The sequence below is a fragment of the Pseudoxanthomonas sp. genome, from assembly GCF_051953815.1.
GTDB lineage: Bacteria > Pseudomonadota > Gammaproteobacteria > Xanthomonadales > Xanthomonadaceae > Pseudoxanthomonas_A.
Genome location: NZ_JBQCIJ010000001.1, coordinates 38958 through 60686 on the forward strand (window position 1 = coordinate 38958; position 21729 = coordinate 60686).

Annotated in this window: 16 protein-coding genes and 1 rRNA gene; 5 read left to right on the top strand and 12 right to left on the bottom strand. The window is 68.2% G+C overall.

All coding sequences use genetic code 11. From position 1 onward, the window contains the following. The first annotated feature begins 79 nt into the window (after positions 1 to 79). On the top strand, positions 80 to 1306 hold the full coding sequence (locus ACTHN1_RS00185; protein WP_440468968.1) for a DUF3667 domain-containing protein: 1227 nt from the start codon (positions 80 to 82) through the stop codon (positions 1304 to 1306). Further along, on the top strand, positions 1303 to 1617 hold the full coding sequence (locus ACTHN1_RS00190; protein ID WP_440468969.1) for a DUF4286 family protein: 315 nt from the start codon (positions 1303 to 1305) through the stop codon (positions 1615 to 1617). The genes ACTHN1_RS00185 and ACTHN1_RS00190 overlap by 4 nt, the downstream gene beginning before the upstream one ends. Positions 1618 to 1633: 16 nt before the next feature. Here ACTHN1_RS00190 and ACTHN1_RS00195 read toward each other — a convergent pair whose 3' ends face one another. Together ACTHN1_RS00195 and ACTHN1_RS00200 are read right to left on the bottom strand one after the other, a co-directional pair. Continuing rightward, positions 1634 to 2239 carry a DUF3106 domain-containing protein gene (locus tag ACTHN1_RS00195; protein ID WP_440468970.1) on the bottom strand — a complete coding sequence of 202 codons (606 nt, stop codon included), beginning with the start codon at positions 2237 to 2239 and terminating at the stop codon, positions 1634 to 1636. Continuing rightward, complete coding sequence (locus ACTHN1_RS00200; RefSeq protein WP_440468971.1) at positions 2223 to 3245, bottom strand: hypothetical protein; 1023 nt, start codon at positions 3243 to 3245, stop codon at positions 2223 to 2225. The genes ACTHN1_RS00195 and ACTHN1_RS00200 overlap by 17 nt, the downstream gene beginning before the upstream one ends. A gap of 445 nt (positions 3246 to 3690) precedes the next feature. On the opposite strand from ACTHN1_RS00200, the gene ACTHN1_RS00205 reads away from it, so the two are divergent. After that, entirely contained in the window at positions 3691 to 5874 is a 2184-nt protein-coding gene (locus ACTHN1_RS00205; RefSeq protein ID WP_440468972.1) for a primosomal protein N', read from the top strand. Between the two features lie 129 nt (positions 5875 to 6003). Next, positions 6004 to 7614: a YadA-like family protein gene (locus ACTHN1_RS00210; RefSeq protein ID WP_440468973.1), complete on the top strand. Its 1611-nt coding sequence runs from the start codon at positions 6004 to 6006 to the stop codon at positions 7612 to 7614. 98 nt (positions 7615 to 7712) lie between these two features. On the opposite strand, the gene ACTHN1_RS00215 is transcribed toward ACTHN1_RS00210, so the two are convergent. The 5 genes from ACTHN1_RS00215 to ACTHN1_RS00235 all read right to left on the bottom strand — a co-directional run bounded on the left by ACTHN1_RS00215 (position 7713) and on the right by ACTHN1_RS00235 (position 15374). Beyond that, positions 7713 to 10448 (bottom strand): tetratricopeptide repeat protein, encoded by a 2736-nt coding sequence (locus ACTHN1_RS00215; RefSeq protein WP_440468974.1) that lies wholly within the window; start codon positions 10446 to 10448, stop codon positions 7713 to 7715. A 36-nt stretch (positions 10449 to 10484) separates the two neighbouring features. After that, the gene (locus ACTHN1_RS00220) at positions 10485 to 11105 is read right to left on the bottom strand and encodes an ECF-type sigma factor (protein WP_440468975.1); all 621 of its coding nucleotides are present in this window, start codon (positions 11103 to 11105) and stop codon (positions 10485 to 10487) included. Between the two features lie 202 nt (positions 11106 to 11307). After that, a complete protein-coding gene (locus ACTHN1_RS00225; RefSeq protein WP_440468976.1) occupies positions 11308 to 12735 on the bottom strand; it encodes a YadA-like family protein in 1428 nt (475 codons plus the stop codon). Positions 12736 to 12870: 135 nt separating this feature from the next. Beyond that, a complete protein-coding gene (locus ACTHN1_RS00230) occupies positions 12871 to 14691 on the bottom strand; it encodes a sensor histidine kinase (protein ID WP_440468977.1) in 1821 nt (606 codons plus the stop codon). Further along, the gene (locus tag ACTHN1_RS00235) at positions 14688 to 15374 is read right to left on the bottom strand and encodes a response regulator (protein ID WP_440468978.1); all 687 of its coding nucleotides are present in this window, start codon (positions 15372 to 15374) and stop codon (positions 14688 to 14690) included. Before ACTHN1_RS00235 ends, ACTHN1_RS00230 begins: the two co-directional genes overlap by 4 nt. 220 nt (positions 15375 to 15594) lie before the next feature. Here ACTHN1_RS00235 and ACTHN1_RS00240 point away from each other — a divergent pair, with 220 nt between their 5' ends. Continuing rightward, positions 15595 to 16863, top strand: coding sequence for an NAD(P)/FAD-dependent oxidoreductase (locus ACTHN1_RS00240; RefSeq protein WP_440468979.1), 1269 nt, complete (start codon positions 15595 to 15597; stop codon positions 16861 to 16863). Here ACTHN1_RS00240 and ACTHN1_RS00245 read toward each other — a convergent pair. From ACTHN1_RS00245 to rrf, 5 genes are all read right to left on the bottom strand, one after another. Next, positions 16857 to 17324, bottom strand: a complete 468-nt coding sequence (locus ACTHN1_RS00245) for a DUF1203 domain-containing protein (RefSeq protein WP_440468980.1) — start codon at positions 17322 to 17324, stop codon at positions 16857 to 16859. The genes ACTHN1_RS00240 and ACTHN1_RS00245 overlap by 7 nt on opposite strands. Before the next feature lie 125 nt (positions 17325 to 17449). After that, positions 17450 to 18328: an RNA polymerase sigma factor RpoH gene (rpoH, locus tag ACTHN1_RS00250; protein WP_295376964.1), complete on the bottom strand. Its 879-nt coding sequence runs from the start codon at positions 18326 to 18328 to the stop codon at positions 17450 to 17452. Between the two features lie 143 nt (positions 18329 to 18471). Next, a complete protein-coding gene (locus tag ACTHN1_RS00255; protein WP_440468981.1) occupies positions 18472 to 19563 on the bottom strand; it encodes an EAL domain-containing protein in 1092 nt (363 codons plus the stop codon). A 732-nt stretch (positions 19564 to 20295) separates the two neighbouring features. Then, entirely contained in the window at positions 20296 to 21531 is a 1236-nt protein-coding gene (locus tag ACTHN1_RS00260; protein WP_440468982.1) for a dipeptidase, read from the bottom strand. Between the two features lie 97 nt (positions 21532 to 21628). Beyond that, positions 21629 to 21729, bottom strand: a 5S ribosomal RNA gene (gene rrf, locus ACTHN1_RS00265); the annotation flags it as partial.

The window sequence follows — 21729 nt, forward strand, 5'->3', positions numbered from 1 at the left end:
GTCGCGCGGTCGCGCGCTGGCACCGGGTCACGGGAGGCCGGTATCTTACCCGCTCGCGCCAGGGGAAGCACAACCGCAGATGAGCAGCCAGACCGAGGTCCTGCAGGACGATCACGCATCCACCGCATGCGAGAACTGCGCCACGCCATTGCAGGGCGAGTTCTGCCACCACTGCGGACAGTCCTCGCACAATCCGCTGCGTCACGCCGGCCACGCGATCGAAGAGGTGTTCGAGTCGTTCTGGCACCTGGACGGACGCATTTTCCGCACCCTGCGCACGTTGTGTTCGCCGGGCCGCCTCGCCAACCATTACCTGGCCGGCCATCGCGCGCCCTACGTCGCGCCGCTGCGGCTGTTCGTGATCGTCAGCGTGCTGACGTTCTTCATCGCGCAGTTCGCCGTGCATATCGGCGACCCCTCGTCCGAGGCCGTGGTCAAGGGCAATTTCGAGGAAGCCACGACGGTCGCCGAGGTGGAGCGCCAGCGCGACGAAGCGATCCAGGGCCTGCTCCAGGGCAAGGCGGCGGTCGCCGATGTGCCTGGCGCCAGCATCGGTTTCGACCGCAGCATCAAGGCATTGCGCAAGCAGGCGCGGGAACGCATCGCCGAGCTGGACCCCAAGCATCCGTCGCTGCGGCAGCCGCTGGAAGCCACCGGACCGGCCGCCACCTCCGCACCCGACGCGGTCGCCACGCCGTCGACCGCGCCGCCGGATGCCGCCGACTTCACGCCCGAGTCTTCCGCCGCCGCCGCCGACTCGGACACGCCCTTTTCCGCGGCCATGGACAAGGCTTCGAAGGCCGAATCCAAGGGCTTCCTCAACCGCTGGCTGCGGAAGAAGGCGCAGCGCGCGGAAGAAAACTGGGTGCGCTTCCAGAAGGATCCCGAGTTGTTCAAGAACGCCGGGCTCAAATCGATTCCCACCGCCTTGTTCTTCCTGGTCCCGGTGTTCGCCGTGTTCCTCAAGATCGCCTACCTGGGATCGGGCCGGCTGTACCTGGAGCATCTGGTCGTCGCCCTGTACAGCCACGCGTGGCTGTGCCTGAACCTGCTGGGCATCTTCGTGCTGATGGCGCTGGACGAGTGGATCACGCCGCATGCCGCCTGGTTCGCCACCCTCAGCGGGCTGTTGCAGTTCATCCTGTGGTGGTGGATGCCGATCTACCTGCTGCTGATGCAGAAACGGGTCTATGCCCAGGCGTGGTGGCTGACGGTGCTGAAGTACCTGGTCGTCGGCATGATCTACCTGTTCCTGGTGAGCTTCGCGGCGATGTTCGTCCTCTTCACCAGCTTCATCAACGCATGACGATCCTCTACGAGGTCGATCTCGTCATCGCCTCCGGCATCGCCGAGGCGCATGCGCGCTGGCTGGACGCGCACGTCCGCGAAATGCTGGGCTTCGCGGGATTCCTGGAGGCGGAAATCCTGGACCGGCACGATCCGCCGGCCGAACCCGGAACGGTGGCGCGCAGCGTCCGCTACCGGCTGGCGGATCGCGCCGCGCTCGACGCCTATCTGCGCGATCACGCGCCGCGCATGCGCGCCGAAGGCATCGCCCGCTTCGGCGATCAGGTCCGCGCCGCCCGGCGGATCCTGGCCAGCGCGGCGCGCTACTGAGCCGCGCCGCCAGGCGTCATTGATTGCGCCGCTGGTGCAGCCATTCGCCACGGCGGGCCGGCTCGATGCGCAGCAGCGCGCGCAGGAAAGCGGCGCGCTCCTGCGGCGGAATGCGCTGGGCCAGCGCGGCCAGATCATCACGCTGGGTCGCGTCCGATTGCCGCAGCAGGGTCAGCAACGCCGCGCGCTCGTCGACCGGCACGTAGGCGAACAGCGGCTGCAGTCGCGGCCAGTCCGCGCCCAGTCCGGGGCCGAGTTCCCAGCCGCGCTGCTGCGAGGCGTCCAGGTGGTCGTACAGCGTGCGCAGGCGTGCCTGTTCTTCCGCCGGCAGTCCGGCGAACGCCTGCGCGGCGGCGCGCAGTTGCGCACGCTGGCCTTCATCCAGCGCGCGCCAGGCCTGATAGCGGCCACGCTGGCGCGCGCGTTCGGCTGGCGGCAGCGCGTCCCAGGCCTGTGCCCGCGAGGCGGCCCGCGCGCGTTGTTCGGGTGACAGCGCGGACCAGCGCGCGCGGCTGTCCGCCACCTGCGTCTCCACCCCGAGAGGCAGCGCGCCGACCCAGCAGGCGCTGCCGGCCGCGAGGATCGCCAAAGCGAAGGCGAGCGCCTCAGAACGTCGTGTCACGGCCTTCCTCCTGCGTGACCGGTTCCGGGTTCGTCGTCGCGGGCTCCGTGGGCGCACCCTGATCGCGGGCTGCCAGATACCAGGCGAGGAACGCCGCGTCCCCCGACAGCGATTCGCTTTCCGGATCCAGCAGCAGCGCCAGATCCGGATGCGACGGCAGGGCGTCCTCCGGGGCGACTGTCGCCGCGGGCGCCTCGGCGGCGTCCAGTGCTTCCTGCTGGATGTCCGGCTCCTCCGCCAGTCCCAGCCCCGATTCCCCGACCTGATCCAGCGATTCGCCCATCCGCCCGGACCAGCCCGGCGGCGCCAGGAAAGTCACCGCCAGCCCGCCGGCACATGCGAGCACGATGGCGACCACCGCCCATCGCCGCCAGCGCGTGGACGTCTCCGGCCGGGGCGTGTCGCGGGAGGGAATGGCGGCGGAAGGGGATTCACGTCGCGGCGCGCGCGGGGGCGCGGCGTCCGGCCGCAGCGCGCGCTCGCGCAGGCGGGCCAGGCGCGCCAGACGTTCCGGCGCCAGGTCGCGCATCTGCTGCTGGATCGCCTCGGCCAGCGATCGCCAGCCGGCCGCGTCGGGCTGGCCGTCGGCATCCTGCGGGCAGGCCGCGGCCAGCGCCGCCCGGTAATGGGTCAGATCGGTGCCTAGGACCTCGACCGCTTCGTCCTCCGGCAGCCCGGCCGCCAACCGGCTCAGCAACGCCCGCCGATCCGCCGACGCGAGCGTGCCCAGGTGCTCCAACGGGGTTGGCCAGCGGGCGCCGGACGGCTCGCGCTGCAAGGCCGGCGCGGCCATCAGCAACTGCCAGAACCGGCGCGGCCAGTCCGCCATGGCCCGGTCGGGCGCCTGTTCCGAGAACGTCCGCATCACGGTCGCCAGGGCGACGTCGCCGTGCTCGGCGTCGCCGCACTGCAATTGCGCGAACAGGGCCCCACGGCGCTCGACGCCACGCAGGAAAGCGGCCAGAGCCGGCGGTGCCGAGGAGGCGGTCGGCGTCGGATCGGTCATGGAAAACGCGAGCTCATCGCCACGAATCATAGCCCTCGCCAGTGTGATTCCGCGCGCTTGACACCGCTTGGAATCCTGCTCTCCCAAGCGCCGCAAGGCTTTCACGGATTTGCGTTGTGCACAGCAGTCACGCGGGTGTCACGATCGGGCGAGCCGGTGCGGCCAGCCGTCACATTTCAGCTTGGTTTCACAATTAAGATATTGATTTTTAAAAAGAATATTGTTTTGGCGTTTTTTTCACCAACCACCACGGGAGGCCCGGAAATGGGTCATCGGCGCGTGGAGCAATGGCGACATGCACAGATTTATCCACAGCTTGTGTGGATAAACCGGAATCTCTTTTGCTCACCTGTACTTGCGTGATCTTCGTCATTTTTTTGACAGATTGATCCTGCAACCCCGGTCCGCATCCGCATCGCTTGACCGGCTCGCTACACTGGACCGGATGTCGCCGTCCGCCGTCCTCCGCGTCGCCCTGCCCGTTCCGCTGCCCCGCCTGTTCGACTACCACCCTCCGACGGGCTCGGTGGTCTCGCCCGGGGACGTGGGACGGCGTCTGCGCGTGCCCTTCGGCGGCCGCGAACTGGTGGGCTGGGTGGCCGATACCGGTCCGGCCGAGGAGGCCGTCGAATTGAAGGCCGGCCGGGAGTGGCTGGACGCCGCCCCGCTGCTGCACGGCGAACTGCTGGAGTCCCTGCGCTGGCTGGCCCGCTACACCCACGCCCCGCTGGGCGAGGTGTTCGCCACCGCCCTGCCCGCGCCCCTGCGGCAGGGCGAGCCCGTGCCCGATGCGGAACAGGCCTGGCAGTGGCGGCTGACCGAGGCCGGCCTCACCGGGTTGCCTCGGCTGCGCGCGGGCAGCCGGCCCCGGCAACTCGCGGAATACCTGTCGGCCGGTCCGTTGTCCGAGGATCTGCTCGCCGTCCGCATGGATCGCTGGCGGGAGGCCGCGCGTGCGCTGGCGGCCAAGCAACTGGCCGAACGCGCGCCCGCGCCCCCCGGCGTCGTCGGCGCCACTCCGCGCCCGGGCCCCCAGCTCAACGAAGAACAGCAAGTCGCCGCGGACGCGCTCGTTGCAGCGCGCGGGTTCGCGCCGTTCCTGCTCGATGGCGTCACCGGCAGCGGCAAGACCGAGGTGTACCTGGGCGCGATCGCCGATTGCCTGGCACGGGGCCGGCAGGCGCTGGTGCTGGTGCCCGAAATCGGCCTGACCCCGCAGACGCTGGCGCGTTTCCGCGCCCGCCTGGGCGTGCCGGTCCATGTGCTGCACTCGGGCCTCAACGACAACGAACGCGCGCGCACCTGGGGCGCCTGCGCGCGCGGCGAGGCGCGGGTGATCGTGGGAACCCGCTCGGCGGTGTTCACGCCGTTGCCCGAAGCCGGCGTGATCATCGTCGACGAGGAGCACGACGGCAGCTACAAGCAGCAGGACGGCATCCGCTACCACGCCCGCGATTTCGCCCTGGTGCGCGCCAAGGCGCTGGACGTGCCGATCATCCTCGGCAGCGCCACGCCCTCGCTGGAAACCCTGCACAACGCGCGCGGGGGCCGCTACGGGCACCTGCGCCTGCGTCGTCGCGCTGGCGCGGCGCAGCCGCCGCGCGTACGCGTGCTGGACGTCCGCAAGCGGCCGCTGGACGCCGGCCTTTCGCGCGAACTCCAGCAGGCCATCCGCCAGTCGCTGGATGCCGGCGGACAGGTGCTGGTGTTCAAGAACCGGCGCGGCTACGCACCGGTGCTGCTGTGCCACGACTGTGGCTGGAGCGCGCACTGCAAGCGTTGCGACACACCGATGACCGTGCACGCGGGCGGCCGTCGCCTGCAGTGCCACCACTGCGGCGCGCGCCAACCGGCGCCGCTGGCCTGCCCGGATTGCGGCGGACTGGCGTTGCAGCCGCAAGGCATCGGCACCGAGCGCCTGGAAGAACACCTCGGCGCGGCCTTCTCCGACGTGCCCGTGCTGCGCATCGATCGCAGCACCACCCAGCGCCGCGATGCGCTCGCCAGGCATCTGGACACGCTGGGCGAGCAACCGGGCATCCTGGTCGGCACCCAGATCCTGGCCAAGGGCCACGATCTGCCGCACCTGACCCTGGTGGCGGTGGTGGGCATCGACGAAGGCCTGTTTTCCGCCGACTTCCGCGCCGGGGAGCGACTGGCCCAGCAACTGATCCAGGTCGCTGGCCGCGCCGGTCGCGCCGACAAGCCGGGCGAGGTCTGGCTGCAGACCCATCACCCGGATCATCCGCTGCTCAACACGCTCATCCAGGGCGGCTACCACGCCTTCGCCGAAGCCGAACTGGCGCAGCGCGAGGCCGCCGGCTTTCCCCCCTTCGCGCATCTGGCCCTGATGCGCGCCGAAGCCCAGCAGGTCGATGCGGCGCAAGCATTCCTGCTCGCCGCGCGGCAGGTCCTGCGCGATCACGATCCGACCCTGGAAATACACGGCCCGCTGCCCGCCCCGATGCCACGCCGCGCCGGTTACCACCGGGTGCAACTGGTGCTGTCCTCGCCCGAGCGGCGCCAGCTGCATCGCCTGCTCGATGCCGCCGTGCCGCGGCTGTACGCCCTGCCGGAAGCGCGCCGGGTGCGCTGGTCGCTGGACGTGGATCCGCTGGATCTCTACTGACGCCGCGGCGGCCCCCGGCCCCGCCCGAAAAATAAATGACGCTCGGCCGCCAGCGAACGCGGTTGGGAAATCAGACACGCCCGGATATTCCGGGCGCGCGGCTTCCCTACCCTTCCTGGAGATGCGTCCATGCAAGCCCCGCAATCTGTTCCCGCGTTCCCCGCCCGCTCGCGCCTGCGCCCGTTGGCGCTGGCGCTGTCCCTGCTGATTGCCGCGCCCGCCTGGGCCGGCGATGTCTGCGATCTGACCACCGCCGGCGAAAACGGCGCGGGCGCCAGCGCGCCCGGCAGCAACTCGCTGGCCTGCGGCACCAACGCCAGCGCCTCCGCGGGCGGTGTCGCGCTGGGCGCCAGCAGCGTGGCCACCTTCGAGAGCACCGCGCTGGGCACCAGCGCCCTGGCCACCGGCAACGGCAGCACCGCCATCGGCACCTGGCGCGACCTCAACAACGACGGCCTGGTGGGACTGGATGAAATCACCATCGCCAGCGCCCAGCGCACCACCGCCGTCGGCGCGGCGGCACAGGCGACCAACGATTTCGCCACCGCGCTGGGCGGCAACGCCACGGCGTCGGGCTGGGCCAGCATCGCCATCGCCGGCAATGCCTCCGGCGAAGCCGGCATCGCGATCATGGGCGATGCCACCGGCAGCCATGGCATCGCGATGGGACGATCATCGCGCGCCACCGGTGATCGCAGCACGGCCATCGGGCTGTACGCCGAATCGACCGGCAGCGACAGCACCGCGCTCGGCGGCTACAGCTACGCCGACGGCAGGCGCGGCACCGCGATCGGCCACTCCAGCCGCGCCGGTGGCGATGGCAGCACGGCGGTCGGCAACGACGCATCGGCCACGGGCGATCGCGCCATCGCCATCGGCGAATACAGCGAAGCCGGCGGCGTGAACGGCACCGCGGTCGGCGGATGGCGGGATCTCAACGGCGACGGCATCCGCCAGAGCGATGAAACCACCGGGGCCGCCGCGCTCGACAGCAGTGCGTTCGGCGCGGGCGCCAGAGCCAACGCCGAATCGACCAGCGCGTTCGGCGCCGCTTCGGCCATCCATGCCCAGAATGGCACCGCGCTGGGCGCGCACAGCATGGTCACCACGCAGGGCGACAACGCCGTGGCGCTGGGCGCGGGGTCGATCGCCGACCAGGCCAACACCGTGTCGATCGGCAGCGCCGGCGGCGAACGTCGCATCGTCAACGTCGCCGCCGGCACCGGCGCCACCGACGCGGTCAACCTGTCGCAACTGCAGGCGACCCTGGCCACGGCGAACGCCTACACCGACACCGCGGTCGCGACCGGCGGCACCGCCGCCAACGCCTACACCGACAACCGGGAAGCCGCCATCCGCGACGACATGGAAACCGGCGACGCCGAAACACTGTCGGCGGCCAACGCCTACACCGACAGCCAGATCGCCAAACTGGTCGGTCTCGACGCCGGCACGATCAACGATCGCTTCGATACGATCGATCGCAGGCTGAACCGGCAGGACCGCCGCATCGACCGCCAGGGCGCGATGGGCTCGGCCATGCTCAACATGGCCATCAACGCCGCCGGTTCGCAGAGTCCGCGCGGGCGCGTCGCGGTCGGCGCGGGTTTCCAGCGCGGAGAACAGGCGCTGTCGATTGGATACGGCCGCCGCGTCGGCCAGCGTGCCTCGTTCTCGCTGGGCGGCGCTTTCAGCGGCAGCGAGAAATCCGCCGGCGTCGGTTTCGGCATCGATCTCTGAGGTGGGGCGGGCGGCGCATGTCATGCCTGCGTCGCCCGCCATGCATGGCATGGATCACTGCATGGATCGCGGTGCGAACCCGCGCCAACGATGAAGCGTCACAGTCGCGCCCGCGCCGCTTCCATCCGTTGCAGTTTCTCCGCGCGCGGGCTGAGCTGCCGGCGCAGCGGCGTCTCCGCGCTGGCCAGTTCGCGTCGCGCGGAAGCGGGATCGCCCGAGGCCAGCAGCGCTTCCGCATACGGAACCCGCAGTTGCGCGGTCACCGCGCTGTCGGCGCCGGTGAATCCGGCGGACATCGCCACCGCGCGCTTCCATTCCGTCACTGCTTCCGGCGCGCCCCGGCGAGTGGCGATTTCAGCCAGCAGCGATTGCCGTTCGAGCGCCGCGGACGGATTGTCGGCCGGCACCTTGGGCAGCGAAGCCCGCGCCTCGTCCCAGCGACCGTTCCGCAGCAGCCATTCGGCCTGGACCAGTTGTGTGTTGATCCGCTCCGGTGAATCCTTGTCGTCGGTGAAGAAGGCCTGCCAGACAGGCAGTGCGCTTTCCATCAGCGCGCTCGCCTCCGCCATCCGCCCCATCCGCGCGAGCACGCGCGCCCAATAGACTTCGTTGCGGACCCGCGTGCGATCGCCGGGCGGCCTGCGCGCGCGGCGAATCTCGGTGGCGATCCGATACAGCGGTTCGGCGGCGGCCAGATCGCCGCGCTGCTCTTCCAGCGTGGCCAACTGGCTGGCCACCACCGCATAGTCGATGCTGTCACGGCCCAGGACGCGTTCGGTGATGCCCAGCGCTTCGCGGTAATGCCTGCCGGCCGCAAGATAGTCGCCGGACTGCTGCAATACCATCGCCAGCTTCATTTCGGTATCCGCGGCGCGCTCGCTTTCCCGGCCGATCAGCGCCTCGGCCAACGCCACGTTCTCGCGCAGCAGTTGCGCCGCTTCGGCGAAGCGCCCCCGCGACGCGAGCACCATTGCCAATCCCTGCCGGCTGGTGTGCAGGGTCACGCTGCGCGGCGCCCGCCGCGTCTTGATCGCCAGCGCGCGGCGATAGTGGGACTCGGCGGCTTCGACATCGCCTTCCGTGCGATACAGCAGCGCCATGTTGTGCAATAGGCCCGCGGTCTCCAGCGAGTCGGAGCCATAGACCTGGAGATGCAGTTTCAGCGCCTGCGCGTAGGCGGCCCGCGCGCCCGCGAAATCCACCGCGGTCTTCTTCGCCAGGCCCAGCACGTTGTAGGCATCGGCAAGCGCCGCCGGCGTGCGATCGTGCGCCATCCGCAACGCCAGCGAACGTTCGGCGGCCGCCAGCGCGTCGTCGGCGCGCATCTGGTTGCTCATCAGCGTGGACAGGTGGCTGTACGCCTGCGCCGCCAGATCGGGGCGGCCCAGCGAAGGATCCTGCAAGGCGTCGCCCGCCTGTCGAAGCATGGCTTCGGCCCGCTTGCGCTCGCCCAGGTTGGCGTAGGCGCGGCCCAGCACCAGCCGCATGCGGGCCAGCACGGCGGGGGTCTGCGCCAGTTCGGCATCCACCTTGGCGACACCCACGTCGAGCACGTTGCGCGCGGTCGGTTCCTCCGTGCCCTTGGCGCCCCGCATGCGCGGGTCGGCGGCGTTGAACGTATCCACTAGGAAATCGCTCACCTGCTCGGCGGTGGCGGCTTCGCGTTCGGCCCGCGCGCGCTCGGCCTCCAGGCGCGCGACGAATGCCAGCGCGGCAATCGACGCCGCGCCGGCCAGCGCGACCGCGCGCCAGTGGCGGCGGCCCCAGCAGCGCAGGCGGTAGGGGAAGGTCGCCGCGCGCGCGCCGACCGGATGGTGGCTGCGATGGCGGCGCAGATCGCCGGCCAGCGCTTCCACCGAGGGATACCGCGCCGCCGGTTCGATCGCGCAGGCACGCGCCACGATGGCGTCGAGATCGCCGCGCAGGCGACGGCGCCAAGCGCAATCCGGCGCCGCGCTCTGGCTCGGCCTGGCGATAGGCTGGAAGGCATCATGCAGATCCCGCTCGACACGCCTGCCCGACAGCAGTTCCGCCAGCAACACGCCCAGGCTGAAGACATCGCTGGCCGTGTTCACCGGCGCATGGCCACTGCGCAACTCCGGACTGGCGTAGGCCGGCGTGCAGAATCCGGCCGCGTCTTCGCCGGCGGCGGCGCCAATCCATCGGGCGATGCCGAAATCCAGCAACACGGGTTCGCCATCGGCGCGGACCAGGACGTTGCTGGGTTTCAGATCGCAGTGGATGACCAGTTGGCGGTGTGCGGCCTGCACCGCGTCGCAGACCTTCAGGAACAACGCGATGCGCGCCTCCAGATCCAGTCCATGCGCCTGGCAGAACGCGTCCAGCGCCATGCCATCGACATACTCCATCACCAGGTAAGGCTGCCCCGCTGGCGTGGTGCCGCCGTCGTACAGGCGCGCGATGTTGGCGTGCCGGAGATCGGCCAGGATCTGCCGCTCCGCGATCAACCGCTGCACCAGCGCGGGATCGGCCAGCGCGCTCCGCAGCAACTTGATCGCCACGCATTGCCGGAACGACTCGTCATCCCGTTCGGCGACGAAGACCGTGCCCATGCCACCGCTGGCCAGCCGCCGCACCAGGCGCCAGGGACCGATGCGATCGCCGACGTTGAGCTCGGGCTCCGGCGACGCGCTCAGCAGATCGCGCAGCGGTTCCAGCGCGCGTTCGAAGCTGGCGGTGCGCGCCTGCAGCATCGCCATCGCCTCTTCGATCAGTACCGGATCGTCGCTGACGCGCTCCAGTTCCGCGCGCCAGCGGGAGGGCGGCAGATCACAGACGGCTTCGAACAGATGCCTCAGGGACTCCCAGTGCACGGATTCCATCGTCTCCCCCGTGGGCCGCGTGGGCGATCAGGCCAGTTCCTTGCGCAGCCAGGCCTTGGCCACCTTCAGATCGCGGTCGATGGTAGAGGGAGAGACCCCCAGCACACAGGCGATTTCGTCACGTTCCATGCCACCGAAATAGGCCATTTCCAAACCCTGGGCCGCCCGCGGATCCCTGCGGGCGAGCCGTTGCAGCGCGAGGTCCAGCGCCAGCACATCGAACGCTTCTTCACCGGCGACCGATTCGGCATGCGACAGCGTGAGCATCGCCATTTCGCCACCGCGTTTCTCGGCGAGCTGGGCGCGCGCATGATCTACCATCACCGCGCGCATCTTCAGCGCCGCCATGGCGAAGAAATGCGCGCGATCCTGCCAGTCGATCTCGTTGCCCAGCAGGCGCATCATCGCTTCGTTGACGACCGCGGTGGGTTGCAGCGTGTGGCATGCACCCTGTCGATGCCAGCGCATCCGCGCCATGTCGCGCAGGGTGTCATAGACATCGGACAACAAACGGTCGCGCGCCATCGCGTCGCCGGCGCGCCAGCCCTGCAGCAAGCGGGTGATGTTGTCTTCCATCGCCCCTCCGTCGCGGCCCGGCAAAGGGGCCGCGCGCATGGTAGCGAAGTTCTTCGGCGTGGCGTATTGCATGGTGGGAACAACGGGGTTTTCCCGGTCCGGCGGCCAGCGCCGCCGGCGGGATCACCTCGAATCCGCGGCGCGGCGCCCCCGCTCCGGGCAGCACCGCGTCATCACGAACCTGTCCGCGATCCGCACCGCTCTCTCCGGGTGCACGGACGCATTCTCCCGGGCCCCATGACGGCGCCCAGCGTGCCGTCACGACGTCCGGTCGCTACCAGCTGAAACCCGCGCCGGCCGACACGCTCTTCTCGCCACCGCCGAACGCCGCGCCGATCGATACGCTGGCCCGGTTCCCGATGACGCGCTGATAACCGACGGCCATCGCCTGTTCGCCGCCCTGCGAACCGATGCCCACGCCGAGCCGGTTCCTGCCGGCGAGGCCGGCGGTGTTCATCGCCATGCCGGCGTAGGCGCCGCTCATGGCCGCCATCTTGTCGATCCGGCGATCCATCCGGTTGATGCGGCGATCCACGTCGCCACGGAAAGCGTCGAAATCATCCGCCAGCCCGGTAAGTTCGGAGAAGCGGGCATCGGTGTACGCGTTCGCGGAAGCGAGCGTGGCCGCATCGCCGGCCTCCGCGTGGCTCCTGGCGGTGTCCAGGGTCTGCGCGTCGCCAGCGTCGGCATGGCTCCGCGCCGCGTTCAACGTCTGCACATCCCCCGCGTCGGCGTGGCTCCGTGCCGCGTTCAATGTCTGCGCATCCCCGGCGTCGGCGTGATTGTTGGCCGCCGTCAGTGCGCTCGCCGTCGCGGTGTCCGCATAGGCCCGGGCATCGGCCAGGGTGGCAGCGCCCCCCGCTGCGATGTCGGCGCGGACAGCCGCTTCGCGGGCATCGACATAGCCATTGGCCGAAGCCAGCGTCGCGGCGTTGCCGCTGTTCAACTGGGAAACATTGACCGCATCGTTCGCGGCGGTACCCGCCGCGACATTGATGACGCGACGCTGCGAGGTCGCGGACCCCACCGCGACGACATTCGCCGCGCCGCCGTCGTCGCTGCCAGCCCCCAGGGCCACGGAGTTTCCGCCCGTGGCGCTGGCCCCGTTGCCCAGCGCGGTGTTGCCGTTGGTGCCTGCCGCTCCAGGTCTTTGCCCGAAACCGCAGCACCCCTCCGGCCCTTGCCCCCCCGAGCCCGCCACGCTGTTGTTGCCCAGCGCGATGTTGTCATTGCCGCCGGCGCCGCCGGCGCCCCCCGTACCCCCGGCGTAACCATTGCCGCCATTGCCTCCCAGCCCGGCCTGGCTGTTCTCGCCGATGGCGATGTTGCGCGAACCACCCGCTCCGCCAATTCCCCCGGTGCCACCGGCCGTTCCGTTCGCTCCATTGCCCCCGTCGCCGGCCTGCGCGTTGCCGCCGATGGCGGTATTGCCGGTGCCGCCGGCACCGCCCGCGGAACTACTCCAGCCGGGTCTGGTGGGACCGGGCTGGCCGGTACCGCTCGCGGAGCTCCCCGCCCCGCATGCGATGTCCTGGCTGCCTGGATTCTGGGCACAGGGCTCGGTGCCGGTCCCGCCGCTTGCCTGCGCGAGCGCGGCGGGCATCGGCACCATCAGCGTTGCGGCCAGAAGCAGGGCGCAGATCCCGGGTAAAAGGACGGAAACCGTCGGCAATCGACGGCGGGTGGGGTGGACGGAATCCATGAAAGGCGCTCCAGCGTGACGGAAGTTCGCCCGAAAGGCGTGTGACCTTGCGGGCGCGCAAGAGCGTGCCCTCCGCTGCTCGCGTCTGGACATCCCCGGAATCAGGTAGTCGTCCCGCCGCGAGCGGCGGACAGGTCAGGCCAGCACCGGAAACTCCAGGCGCAACCGGGTTCCCCCGGTGTCCGAGTCGATGCGGAGCTGTCCGCCGAGGCGCTGGGCCCGCGCCCGCATGCTGCCCAGTCCGGCCCCGCGCATCCGTGTCTCGCCCTGGTCCGGCAAGCCTTGTCCGTCATCCTCGATGTGCAGCTCCAGCCGGTCATCCGACCTCGCCAGCCGGACATTCACCTGGCGTGCCCGGCTGTGCTTGAACACGTTGGTCAACGCTTCCTGCAACAGCCGCTGCAGATCCAGGCTGCGCGCCGGACCCAGTTCGATGCCGTCCAGTCCTTCCAGTTGCCAGCGGCTGTCGATGTCGGCGGTTTCCAGCAACCGGCCCAACCGATGGCGCAGTGGCGCCAGCTGCGCCGCCAGCGCCGCGTGTTCCCGCGCGGTACTGTCGATCACCAGTCGCAGGTCGTCACGCATGTCCTTCAGCATGCCGACGATCTGCTCCCGGGTGGTGTCTTCCGGCGCGTTCTCCAGTTGGGCGATGGCGCCCACCAGCGTGCCGCCGAAACCGTCATGCAGATCGCGCACCAGCTGCAGGCGCTCTCCCGCCCGCCCATGCGCCAGTTCCAGCGCGTGCTGCTGGGACAACGTGTCCGACAATCGCGAAGTCGCGGCCGCCACTTCCTGTCGCAGCTCTTCGTTGAACCCCTCGATGCGCCGCATCGCGGTGACGAAGCGATGGGACAGCACGAAACCGATGCCAATCAGGGTCAGCACCGAGGTGAGACTGAGCAGATAGGTATCGCTGTGCACCCATCCGAAGAACAGGGCGAAGTCATAGAACGACACCAGCACCGGCAGCAGCAGGCAGGCCGCCAGCACCAGGAAGTCGATCCGCCGCCGCCGCCAGGCCTGCACCAGGAAATAGCCGATGCCGACGTAGAAGAACAGGCCGCCCAGCACGATCCACGGCGTGCGCGCGGGTCCCATCCAGCCGGGCGCCAGCAGCGCGGTCGCCACCGCGATCACGCTCGCCAGCGCCATCGCCGCCTCGATGCGCGGAAACCGCCGCTCCGCGTAGCGGAACAGGAACATCGTGTAGCTCGCTCCGGTCACCAGGTACATCGCCACCACGAAAGCCTGCCAGCCATCGGTGGTGGTGAACGGCCAGGGACTGGAAACGATGTAGTTCGCGCCGTACAGCGAACCCGCCAGCTCCGACAGGGCGAACCAGCCATAGACCGAGTCCTGGCGACGGAACAGCCACAGCATCAGGAACAGGCCACCCATCACCACGCTCATGGCCACATTGATCAGCTTGATGTCATGGCGCGCGAAGCGCTCCTGGCGATACAACGCCTGCACGGTGGCGGGCTCGCCCACCGTCACTGTGCCGAATCCGGGCTGATAGGCGGAGAGCCCGGAGACCCGCACCAACAGGATGTTCTCACCCTGGCGGAGCAACGCCGCGGGAATCAGCTGGTAATGCGGTGCGACCCAGGCGCGTGAAAGCGGTTCGACCAGGCCCGGATCGCGCGCCACCAGGTTGCCGTTGACGTAAATCGCGCCGGACAGGCAGATGTAGTTCACCAGCAGGCCGACCGGCTGGCGGGTGTCGGCCTGCTGCCACCGCAGGCGATACCAGACGACACCATCGTGATCGGGCCAGCGCGTGTCCCAGAAATCCACCAGCTGCACCGGTTCCCAGCCCGTGTCCGGGGGCGCGGATTCGTTCCAGCCCGAGCGCACGGCCTCGGCACGATCCATCGTGATCGTCGGAACCGGCTGCGCCCCCGCCAGGCAGGGCCACAGCAGGCACAACAGCAATAGCCATCCGCGCAGTCTCACGGCAGCAAACCCATCGCGCGGGCCTCGAACACCGCCGCGGTGCGCGACCCGACCGCCAGCTTGCGATAGATGTTCTTGGTGTGGCATTCGATGGTGAGGCGGGACAGCGACAGCAGATCCGCCATCTCGCGATTGCTGAAACCCTGCGCGACCAACCCCAGGATTTCGCGCTCGCGGTCGGACAGATAAGCATCCCGTCCACTTTCCCGCGCGGTCGTCGCCGTCACCGAGGACGCCACGGCCGTCGGCCACAACGCCAGGATGCGGCGCGCGATCATCGGGTCGATGGGAGCCCCTCCGCTCCGCAGGCTCTTCAGGGACATCAGGATCTCGGCGTCGTCGCGTTCCTTCAGCAGATAGCCGACCGCGCCGGCGCGCACGCCCGCCAGGATGGTTTCCTCTTCCGCCCATGCGGACACGATGACCGCCTGCGTATCCGGCGCATGCCGCTGCATCCAGGCGATGAGATCGATGCCGCTGCCGTCCGGCAACTGCACGTCCACCAGCGCCAGCGCGAAGGGTCGCTCCCGCAGGCACGAACGCGCGGACGCCAGGCAATCGACATCCGTGATTCGCGCCTCCGGTTCCGCGACACCGGCCACCAACCGCGAAATCCGGCGGCGTACGACGGGATCGTCTTCGATCACCAGCACTGCATCCAGTGTGATCGGCTGTGGCTGCATCATTCCCCCTGCGCCGTCGCACCTTTGGCGGCTTCGGCCCGACAAGTCTAGCGTGCCGGAACCACCCGCGTCCGCTTGGAGGAACGCCGGCTCCTTCTTGCGTATGCCCGCGTCCATGCCAGAATTCGCACCATGGATACCGTCGCTCTCCCCCCGTCGACGTTCCCGTCGACGCCCGCCGGCACTCCGCCGCCCCTTGGCGCCTTCACGGAGTGCGACGATGAGTGATCCCCGTCCCCATGTGGTGATTGTCGGCGGTGGCTTCGCCGGCCTGTGGGCGGCGCGGGCGCTGGCCAAGGCGCCGGTCCGGATCACCTTGATCGATCGCCGCAACCATCACCTGTTCCAGCCGCTGCTCTATCAGGTGGCAACCGCGGGCCTGTCCGCGCCCGATATCGCCGCGCCACTGCGTCATATCCTGCGTCGACAGGCCAATGTTGAAGTCCGGCTCGCCGAAGTCACCCGCATCGATCCGACACTCCGGCGGCTGTGGTTCAGCGATGCCGAATCGCTCGACTACGATTATCTGTTGCTGGCCAGTGGCGCCACGCACGCCTATTTCGGCCACGACGAGTGGGCCGCGAATGCCCCCGGGCTGAAGACCCTGGACGATGCGCTCTATCTGAGGCGCCATCTGCTGGTCGCCTTCGAACGCGCGGAAGCCGAATCCGATCCCGCCAAACGCGCCGCCTGGTTGAACTTCGCGATCGTGGGGGGCGGCCCCACGGGGGTGGAGCTGGCCGGCACGCTGGCGGAGATCGCACGGCATACGCTGAAGAACGAGTTCCGCAACATCGATCCGACCGAGGCCCGGGTCCGTCTGATCGAGGCCGGCCCACGCGTGCTCGCCTCGTTCCCGGAAGATCTTTCCGAACGCGCCCGCCGCCAGCTGCAGAAGCTCGGCGTCGAAGTCAGCACCGGTGTGGCGGTGACCGCCATCAACCGGGCGGGCTATCAGCTCGGTGACGACTTCATCCCCGCCAGGACCGTGGTGTGGGCCGCCGGCGTCGCCGCCTCGCCACTCGCGCGGTCGCTGGATGTTCCCCTGGATCGGGCCGGCCGCGTCATCGTGCAGCCGGATCTCAGCGTGCCCGGCCACCCCGAGATCTTCGTCGGCGGCGATCTGGCTTCCGTGCAGAGCGACGGACGCCCGGTCCCGGGTGTTGCTCCGGCCGCCAAGCAGATGGGACGCCACATCGCGGCGATGATTCGCGCGCGGCTGGCGGGTCGACCAGCGGCGCCGTTCCGGTACAAGGACTACGGCAACCTCGCCACCATCGGCCGCATGGCCGCGGTGGTCCATTTCGGGCGCCTCAAGCTGTCCGGCCTGCTGGCCTGGTGGTTCTGGCTCGCCGCGCACGTGTTCTTCCTGATCGGCTTCCGCAACCGGGTGGTCGTGCTGCTGAACTGGGCCTGGGCCTATTGGAGCTATCAGCGCGGCGCGCGCATCATCTTCGGCGCGCCGGAGGAATCTCCGCCCGATCAGTGACGATCGACGCGCGCGGCGAAGCAGCCCGGGCGTGCATTGTGCAGATGCAGATAGTCCACGTCGCCGCGCTCGAAGAAGCTTTCGATCGCCTGCGCCAGTTGAGTGCCCTCCACGACTTCGGAGGCCTGCATCCAGCCGTTGGCGTCATAGGCGCGCACGGACAGCAGGCGACGCAGGAAGAACTCGGGGATGCGGTTCTCGAAGACCGCCATGCGCGTGGCCTGCTCGCGCACGAAGATCGGCCCGCTCGCCCGGTATGGGCCGGCCACATCGTGATGCTGGAAAGGCAGTAGCAGCAGGGTTTCCCCGGCCCGCGCATTGTCCAGCGAAACCCGGCACGGAAAGCCGCGATCACTGTCCGCGACGACCCGTCGTATCGACTGTGCATGGAGCGCCGCCTCATCCAGCGGCCACAGGTGGGCGAACAGCTCAGGCGAAAGACCGGCGATGCGATACGACATGGGAGAACTCCAGCAAACGGGTGCTCAGAGTCTCCTGCACGGGGCGGCACGGCCATCCGCTTCTTGCGCCGAAAAAAACGGCCCCGTTTCCGGGGCCGTCGTCTGTTCCTTCCGGCTCGCCGCACTCAGGCGGCGAACAAGGCCTTCATTTTCTTCAGCGCATTGGCCTCGATCTGACGGATGCGCTCGGCGGAAACGCCGTATTCGTCGGCCAGCTCCTGCAGCGTGATCTTGCTGTCCGCATCCAGCCAGCGGCGCTTGACGATGTCGCGCGAACGCTGGTCCAGACCCGCCAGGCCTTCGCGCAGCAGCTCCAGTTGATTGTCCTCGCTGTCGGCGCGCTCGTAGGCCTGCGACGGATCCTCGTCGCCAGCCACCAGATAGTTCACCGGCGACGGCGGCGCATGATCATCGTCCTCGTCACCCGGCGCATCGAAACCGATGTCACGTCCGGACAAGCGCGATTCCATCTCCAGCACCTCGCGCTCGGACACATTGAGGTCCTTGGCGACGGCACTGACTTCCTCGGCGTTCATCCAGCCCAGGCGGGTCTTGGACTTGCGCAGGTTGAAGAACAGCTTGCGCTGCGCCTTGGTCGTCGCGACCTTGACGATGCGCCAGTTCTTCAGGATGAACTCGTGCATCTCGGCCCGGATCCAGTGCACCGCGAAACTCACCAGGCGCACGCCCATGTCGGGGTCGAAGCGCTTCACCGCCTTCATCAGGCCGATGTTGCCTTCCTGGATCAGATCGCCCAGCGGCAGCCCGTAGCCGTTGTAGCCCCGGGCGACATGCACCACGAAGCGCAGGTGCGAATGCACCAGCTCGCGGGCGGCGTCCAAGTCTTCGTCTTCGCGATAGCGACGGGCAAGCGCCTGCTCGTCATCGACCGTGAGCACCGGAATCTGGTGCACGGCACCGATGTACGCCTCGAGCGAACCGAGCGCGCTGGGGATGGGGAGGCTGTTGGCCACCAGGGCGGTGGCAGGGGCGTTCTGGGTCATGGGGGTCATCTTAGCAGTCGGGTTGTTCGACTGCTAACCGGCAAAAGAGTTCCCCATCATTCTGGAACTGGAACGATGGAGGAAAAATGTTCAGCTTCCGTATGGAAAACGGAAACGGCGACCCTTCCCCGGCCAGATCCGGCTCATGCATGGATTTTTTCTTTTGAATCAATAGATTGCGATATCCGATTGGCGTCGACGCCGGGTCTGCCGAGGGAGATGGGAGCCCGGGCGAGCACCACCGGCAGTTCCTGGCCCGCCATCGGTCGCGCGAAGAGGTACCCCTGCAGCAGGCCCGCACCGTGCCGGGCCAATGCTTCGGCCTGGGTCGAGGTTTCCACCCCTTCCGCCACCACCTCCAGGTCGAGGCGTTCGGCCAGGTCCAGGATGGTCCGCAGGATTGGCGTCAATTGATCGGGCAGCACCAGCGGCGTGACGAATCCCCGATCAATTTTCAGCAGGTCCACCTGCAGTTCCTGCAATTGGCTCAGGTTCGAGTGCCCTACGCCGAAGTCATCCAGCGCGATCCGCACGCCCATCCGCCGGACTTCCTCCAGGACCGCAAGCACGGCGCCATCCGCCTCCACGCCTTCGCGCTCGGTCAGCTCCAGTACGAGGCTGACTTTCCCTGCCGGGAAGGCGGCCAGGAATCGTCTGCACTGCTCCGGCAGCCAGCGCCCGGCCAGGTGCGCGGGCGTGATGTTGAAGGCGACGTGGAAACCGGCGGGCAGCAGCGGGAGCATCTCCGCAAGTTCGTCCGCGGCCCGGATCATCAGTTGCGCCGTCATCGGCAGGATGAGGTCGGTCCGCTCCAGCCTGGACATGAAGCGATCGGGGGTGATCACACCCCGCGTCGGGTGCGCCCATCGTGCAAGCACTTCCACGCCGGCCCACTGCATACCCGCAGCGCGCACAAGTGGCTGGTAGTAGGGAATGAACTCGTTTTTCCGGATCGCCTGCCCGAGTTCCCTGTGCAAGCCATGCCGCCACCTCATCACGCGATGGGTCAGATAGCCCATCGGTATGCCTAGCAACGATGCGAACAGAACCGGAACCCGGGACGTGCGCTCCACGTCATCCACCGATTCCCCGGACGACGCACCGGCAAGCATGTCGGGTTCCCGCGATGATGTGGTCGTGCCTGTGGAGGGCATCGCCTCCTGCTGGTACGCGTGCATGGAATCCTTCCAACTCCAGGCCGTTCCCAACAGGCAGGGAGTGAGTACCGCCAGCACCACCAATCCTGCGTGGAGCACACGCCACAGGCCACGCGGAGGAACGAGCCATTCCGTTCCCTTGCGCCCGTCGTGTGCACCGCTCCAACGCCCCGGTTTCGGGCGGCCTGTCGGTTCGACCTTGGCGTGGAGGGCATACATGATTCGGGAGGAGCGAGCACTTCATGGCGCACGGATTGCGGCGCGTGGGTCCCGGAGCAAGAACGCCGGGTGCATGAGATCCGCGCCACAAGGCTTGGCGCGGGAGGATTCGACTGCGACGTCCATGTCGCGCGCCGTAATGTCGCCTAAAGTGATTGCACGCAGGAATCGGATATTTCCGAAAGGCTTTCGCTGGCTGGACGATGCATTCATCTGATCCGACGCCGGCGATGGCTTTTTTGCATGTCGAACGTCAGTGTCGCAGCCCGGGAACACTGCTCATGCTTCCGGATGACGAGGCATCCGGGAATGCGATTTTGCGAGCGCGCGGCGCTCCGAATCGCTGCCAGCGGTCACCGGCGACGCTTGGACAGAGACATGGCTTGTGGTTGAGCCCGACTTGCCATGAGTCGCAGTCCGCATATGCGCTCGAAACGAGCGCAAGCGCTATCGCCGCTCAGGTGTCGTTGCTCCACCTGGCTAGCGGCGAGCGAGGCCGGCGTTGGCGCCGGCCTCTGCTTTATACGGGTCCGGGGGATCCTCTTGTCTCCCGGGCATCCGCCATCGCGTGGCGACGGCGGATGAGATGCCTTACTGCTTGGGCGCGGTCTGCGCAGCCGCTTCCACCGCACGCATGACCCGCAGCAGGTTGCCGCTCCAGATGGCCCGGACATCTGCCTCGGTATACCCCTCCTTCAACAGACGTTCGGTAATCCTGGGCAACGCCGACACGTCTTCCAGGCCGGCCACGCCACCGCCGCCGTCCCAATCCGCGCCGATGCCGACATGGTCGGGTCCGGCGACCTTCAGGATATGCAACAGATGCCGCATGTAGTCTTCAAACGTGGCTCGGGGTACGGGGAAGCGCTCTTCGATTTCCCTGCGTTCCTTCAGGTAGGCCTGGATTCGGGCATCGTCCCGGGTGCTTTCATCACCGTACTTTTCCGACAGCGCTTCCAACGCGGCTTCGCGTTGCGGATTCTTCGGGATGGAAATCAGATAGCCGCCATAGGCGTTGACATGAATGACGCCGCCCTTGGCTGCGAGCTTGCGAATGCGTGCATCATCGATGTTGCGTGGATGATCAAACACGGCGTCAGCGCTGGTGTGCGACAACACGATGGGTGTCTTCGACAGTTCCAGCAACTGGTCGAACACCAGGTCACTGGCATGTGACGCATCCAGGATCAGCCCAAGCCGGTTGGCTTCCGCCACCAATGCCTTGCCCTTGGGACTCAGGCCATTCCACTGTGGACCGGCCGCATCGGTGGACGAATCACCGAAATCGTTGTTCTTGACGTGCGTGATGCCCAGCATGCGCAGACCCAGCTTGTGGTAAAGCTCGAGCAGGCTGGGATCGCTCGCCAGCGGCGAGGCATTTTCCATGCTGATGAAGGAAACGCGCTTGCCGGACGCGGCAATCCGCTCGGCGTCGGCCGCAGTCGCGGCCAGTTCGAAGTCCGCGGCATTGGCCGCCAGCATCTCCCTGATTTCGGTCAAACGGATCAGGCCATGATCGCGCGCCTCCCGATTGCCGGTCACATCCCGCGCCCCCTGCTCGGTGTAGATCACCCAGAAGCCGCCATCCAGACCACCTTCCTTCATCCGCGGCAGATCCACCTGCGATTGATCGCCCTCATGGTCATGACGGTCACGGATGCTCCAGCCAGGACGCTGGAAATTGGCTGGGGTATCCAGGTGTGTATCCAGGACCAGCGCAGATTCATGGATCTGGCGCGCCTGCGCCGGTGTGAGGCCTTTGTCTGCCGCCCAGAGCGGCGCCGTCAATGACAAACCCAGGACGATGGCCAGAACGCGTCGCTTCATTCCCCGGATCCCCTTTCTGTTAGGAAACTCCGATTGTTGGCGATCACGAGACAAGAAAAAACCCCCAGCCTTTTGGCTGGGGGTTTTGGGGTAAAGCCCCTGGCGATGACCTACTCTTGCATGGCTTAGGCCACACTACCATCGGCGCAGCTGCGTTTCACTTCCGTGTTCGGGATGGGAACGGGTGGGACCACAGCG

What these genes read in the sequence shown, in the direction of transcription:
- ACTHN1_RS00220 (WP_440468975.1), bottom strand. Translation starts at nt 11,105, where the DNA reads ATGCAATACGCCACGCCGAAGAACTTCGCTACCATGCGCGCGGCCCCT.
- ACTHN1_RS00205 (WP_440468972.1), top strand. Translation starts at nt 3,691, where the DNA reads ATGTCGCCGTCCGCCGTCCTCCGCGTCGCCCTGCCCGTTCCGCTGCCC.
- ACTHN1_RS00260 (WP_440468982.1), bottom strand. Translation starts at nt 21,531, where the DNA reads ATGAAGCGACGCGTTCTGGCCATCGTCCTGGGTTTGTCATTGACGGCG.
- ACTHN1_RS00235 (WP_440468978.1), bottom strand. Translation starts at nt 15,374, where the DNA reads ATGCAGCCACAGCCGATCACACTGGATGCAGTGCTGGTGATCGAAGAC.
- ACTHN1_RS00225 (WP_440468976.1), bottom strand. Translation starts at nt 12,735, where the DNA reads ATGGATTCCGTCCACCCCACCCGCCGTCGATTGCCGACGGTTTCCGTC.
- rpoH (WP_295376964.1), bottom strand. Translation starts at nt 18,328, where the DNA reads ATGACCCAGAACGCCCCTGCCACCGCCCTGGTGGCCAACAGCCTCCCC.
- ACTHN1_RS00190 (WP_440468969.1), top strand. Translation starts at nt 1,303, where the DNA reads ATGACGATCCTCTACGAGGTCGATCTCGTCATCGCCTCCGGCATCGCC.
- ACTHN1_RS00240 (WP_440468979.1), top strand. Translation starts at nt 15,595, where the DNA reads ATGAGTGATCCCCGTCCCCATGTGGTGATTGTCGGCGGTGGCTTCGCC.
- ACTHN1_RS00200 (WP_440468971.1), bottom strand. Translation starts at nt 3,245, where the DNA reads ATGACCGATCCGACGCCGACCGCCTCCTCGGCACCGCCGGCTCTGGCC.
- ACTHN1_RS00245 (WP_440468980.1), bottom strand. Translation starts at nt 17,324, where the DNA reads ATGTCGTATCGCATCGCCGGTCTTTCGCCTGAGCTGTTCGCCCACCTG.
- ACTHN1_RS00185 (WP_440468968.1), top strand. Translation starts at nt 80, where the DNA reads ATGAGCAGCCAGACCGAGGTCCTGCAGGACGATCACGCATCCACCGCA.
- ACTHN1_RS00210 (WP_440468973.1), top strand. Translation starts at nt 6,004, where the DNA reads ATGCAAGCCCCGCAATCTGTTCCCGCGTTCCCCGCCCGCTCGCGCCTG.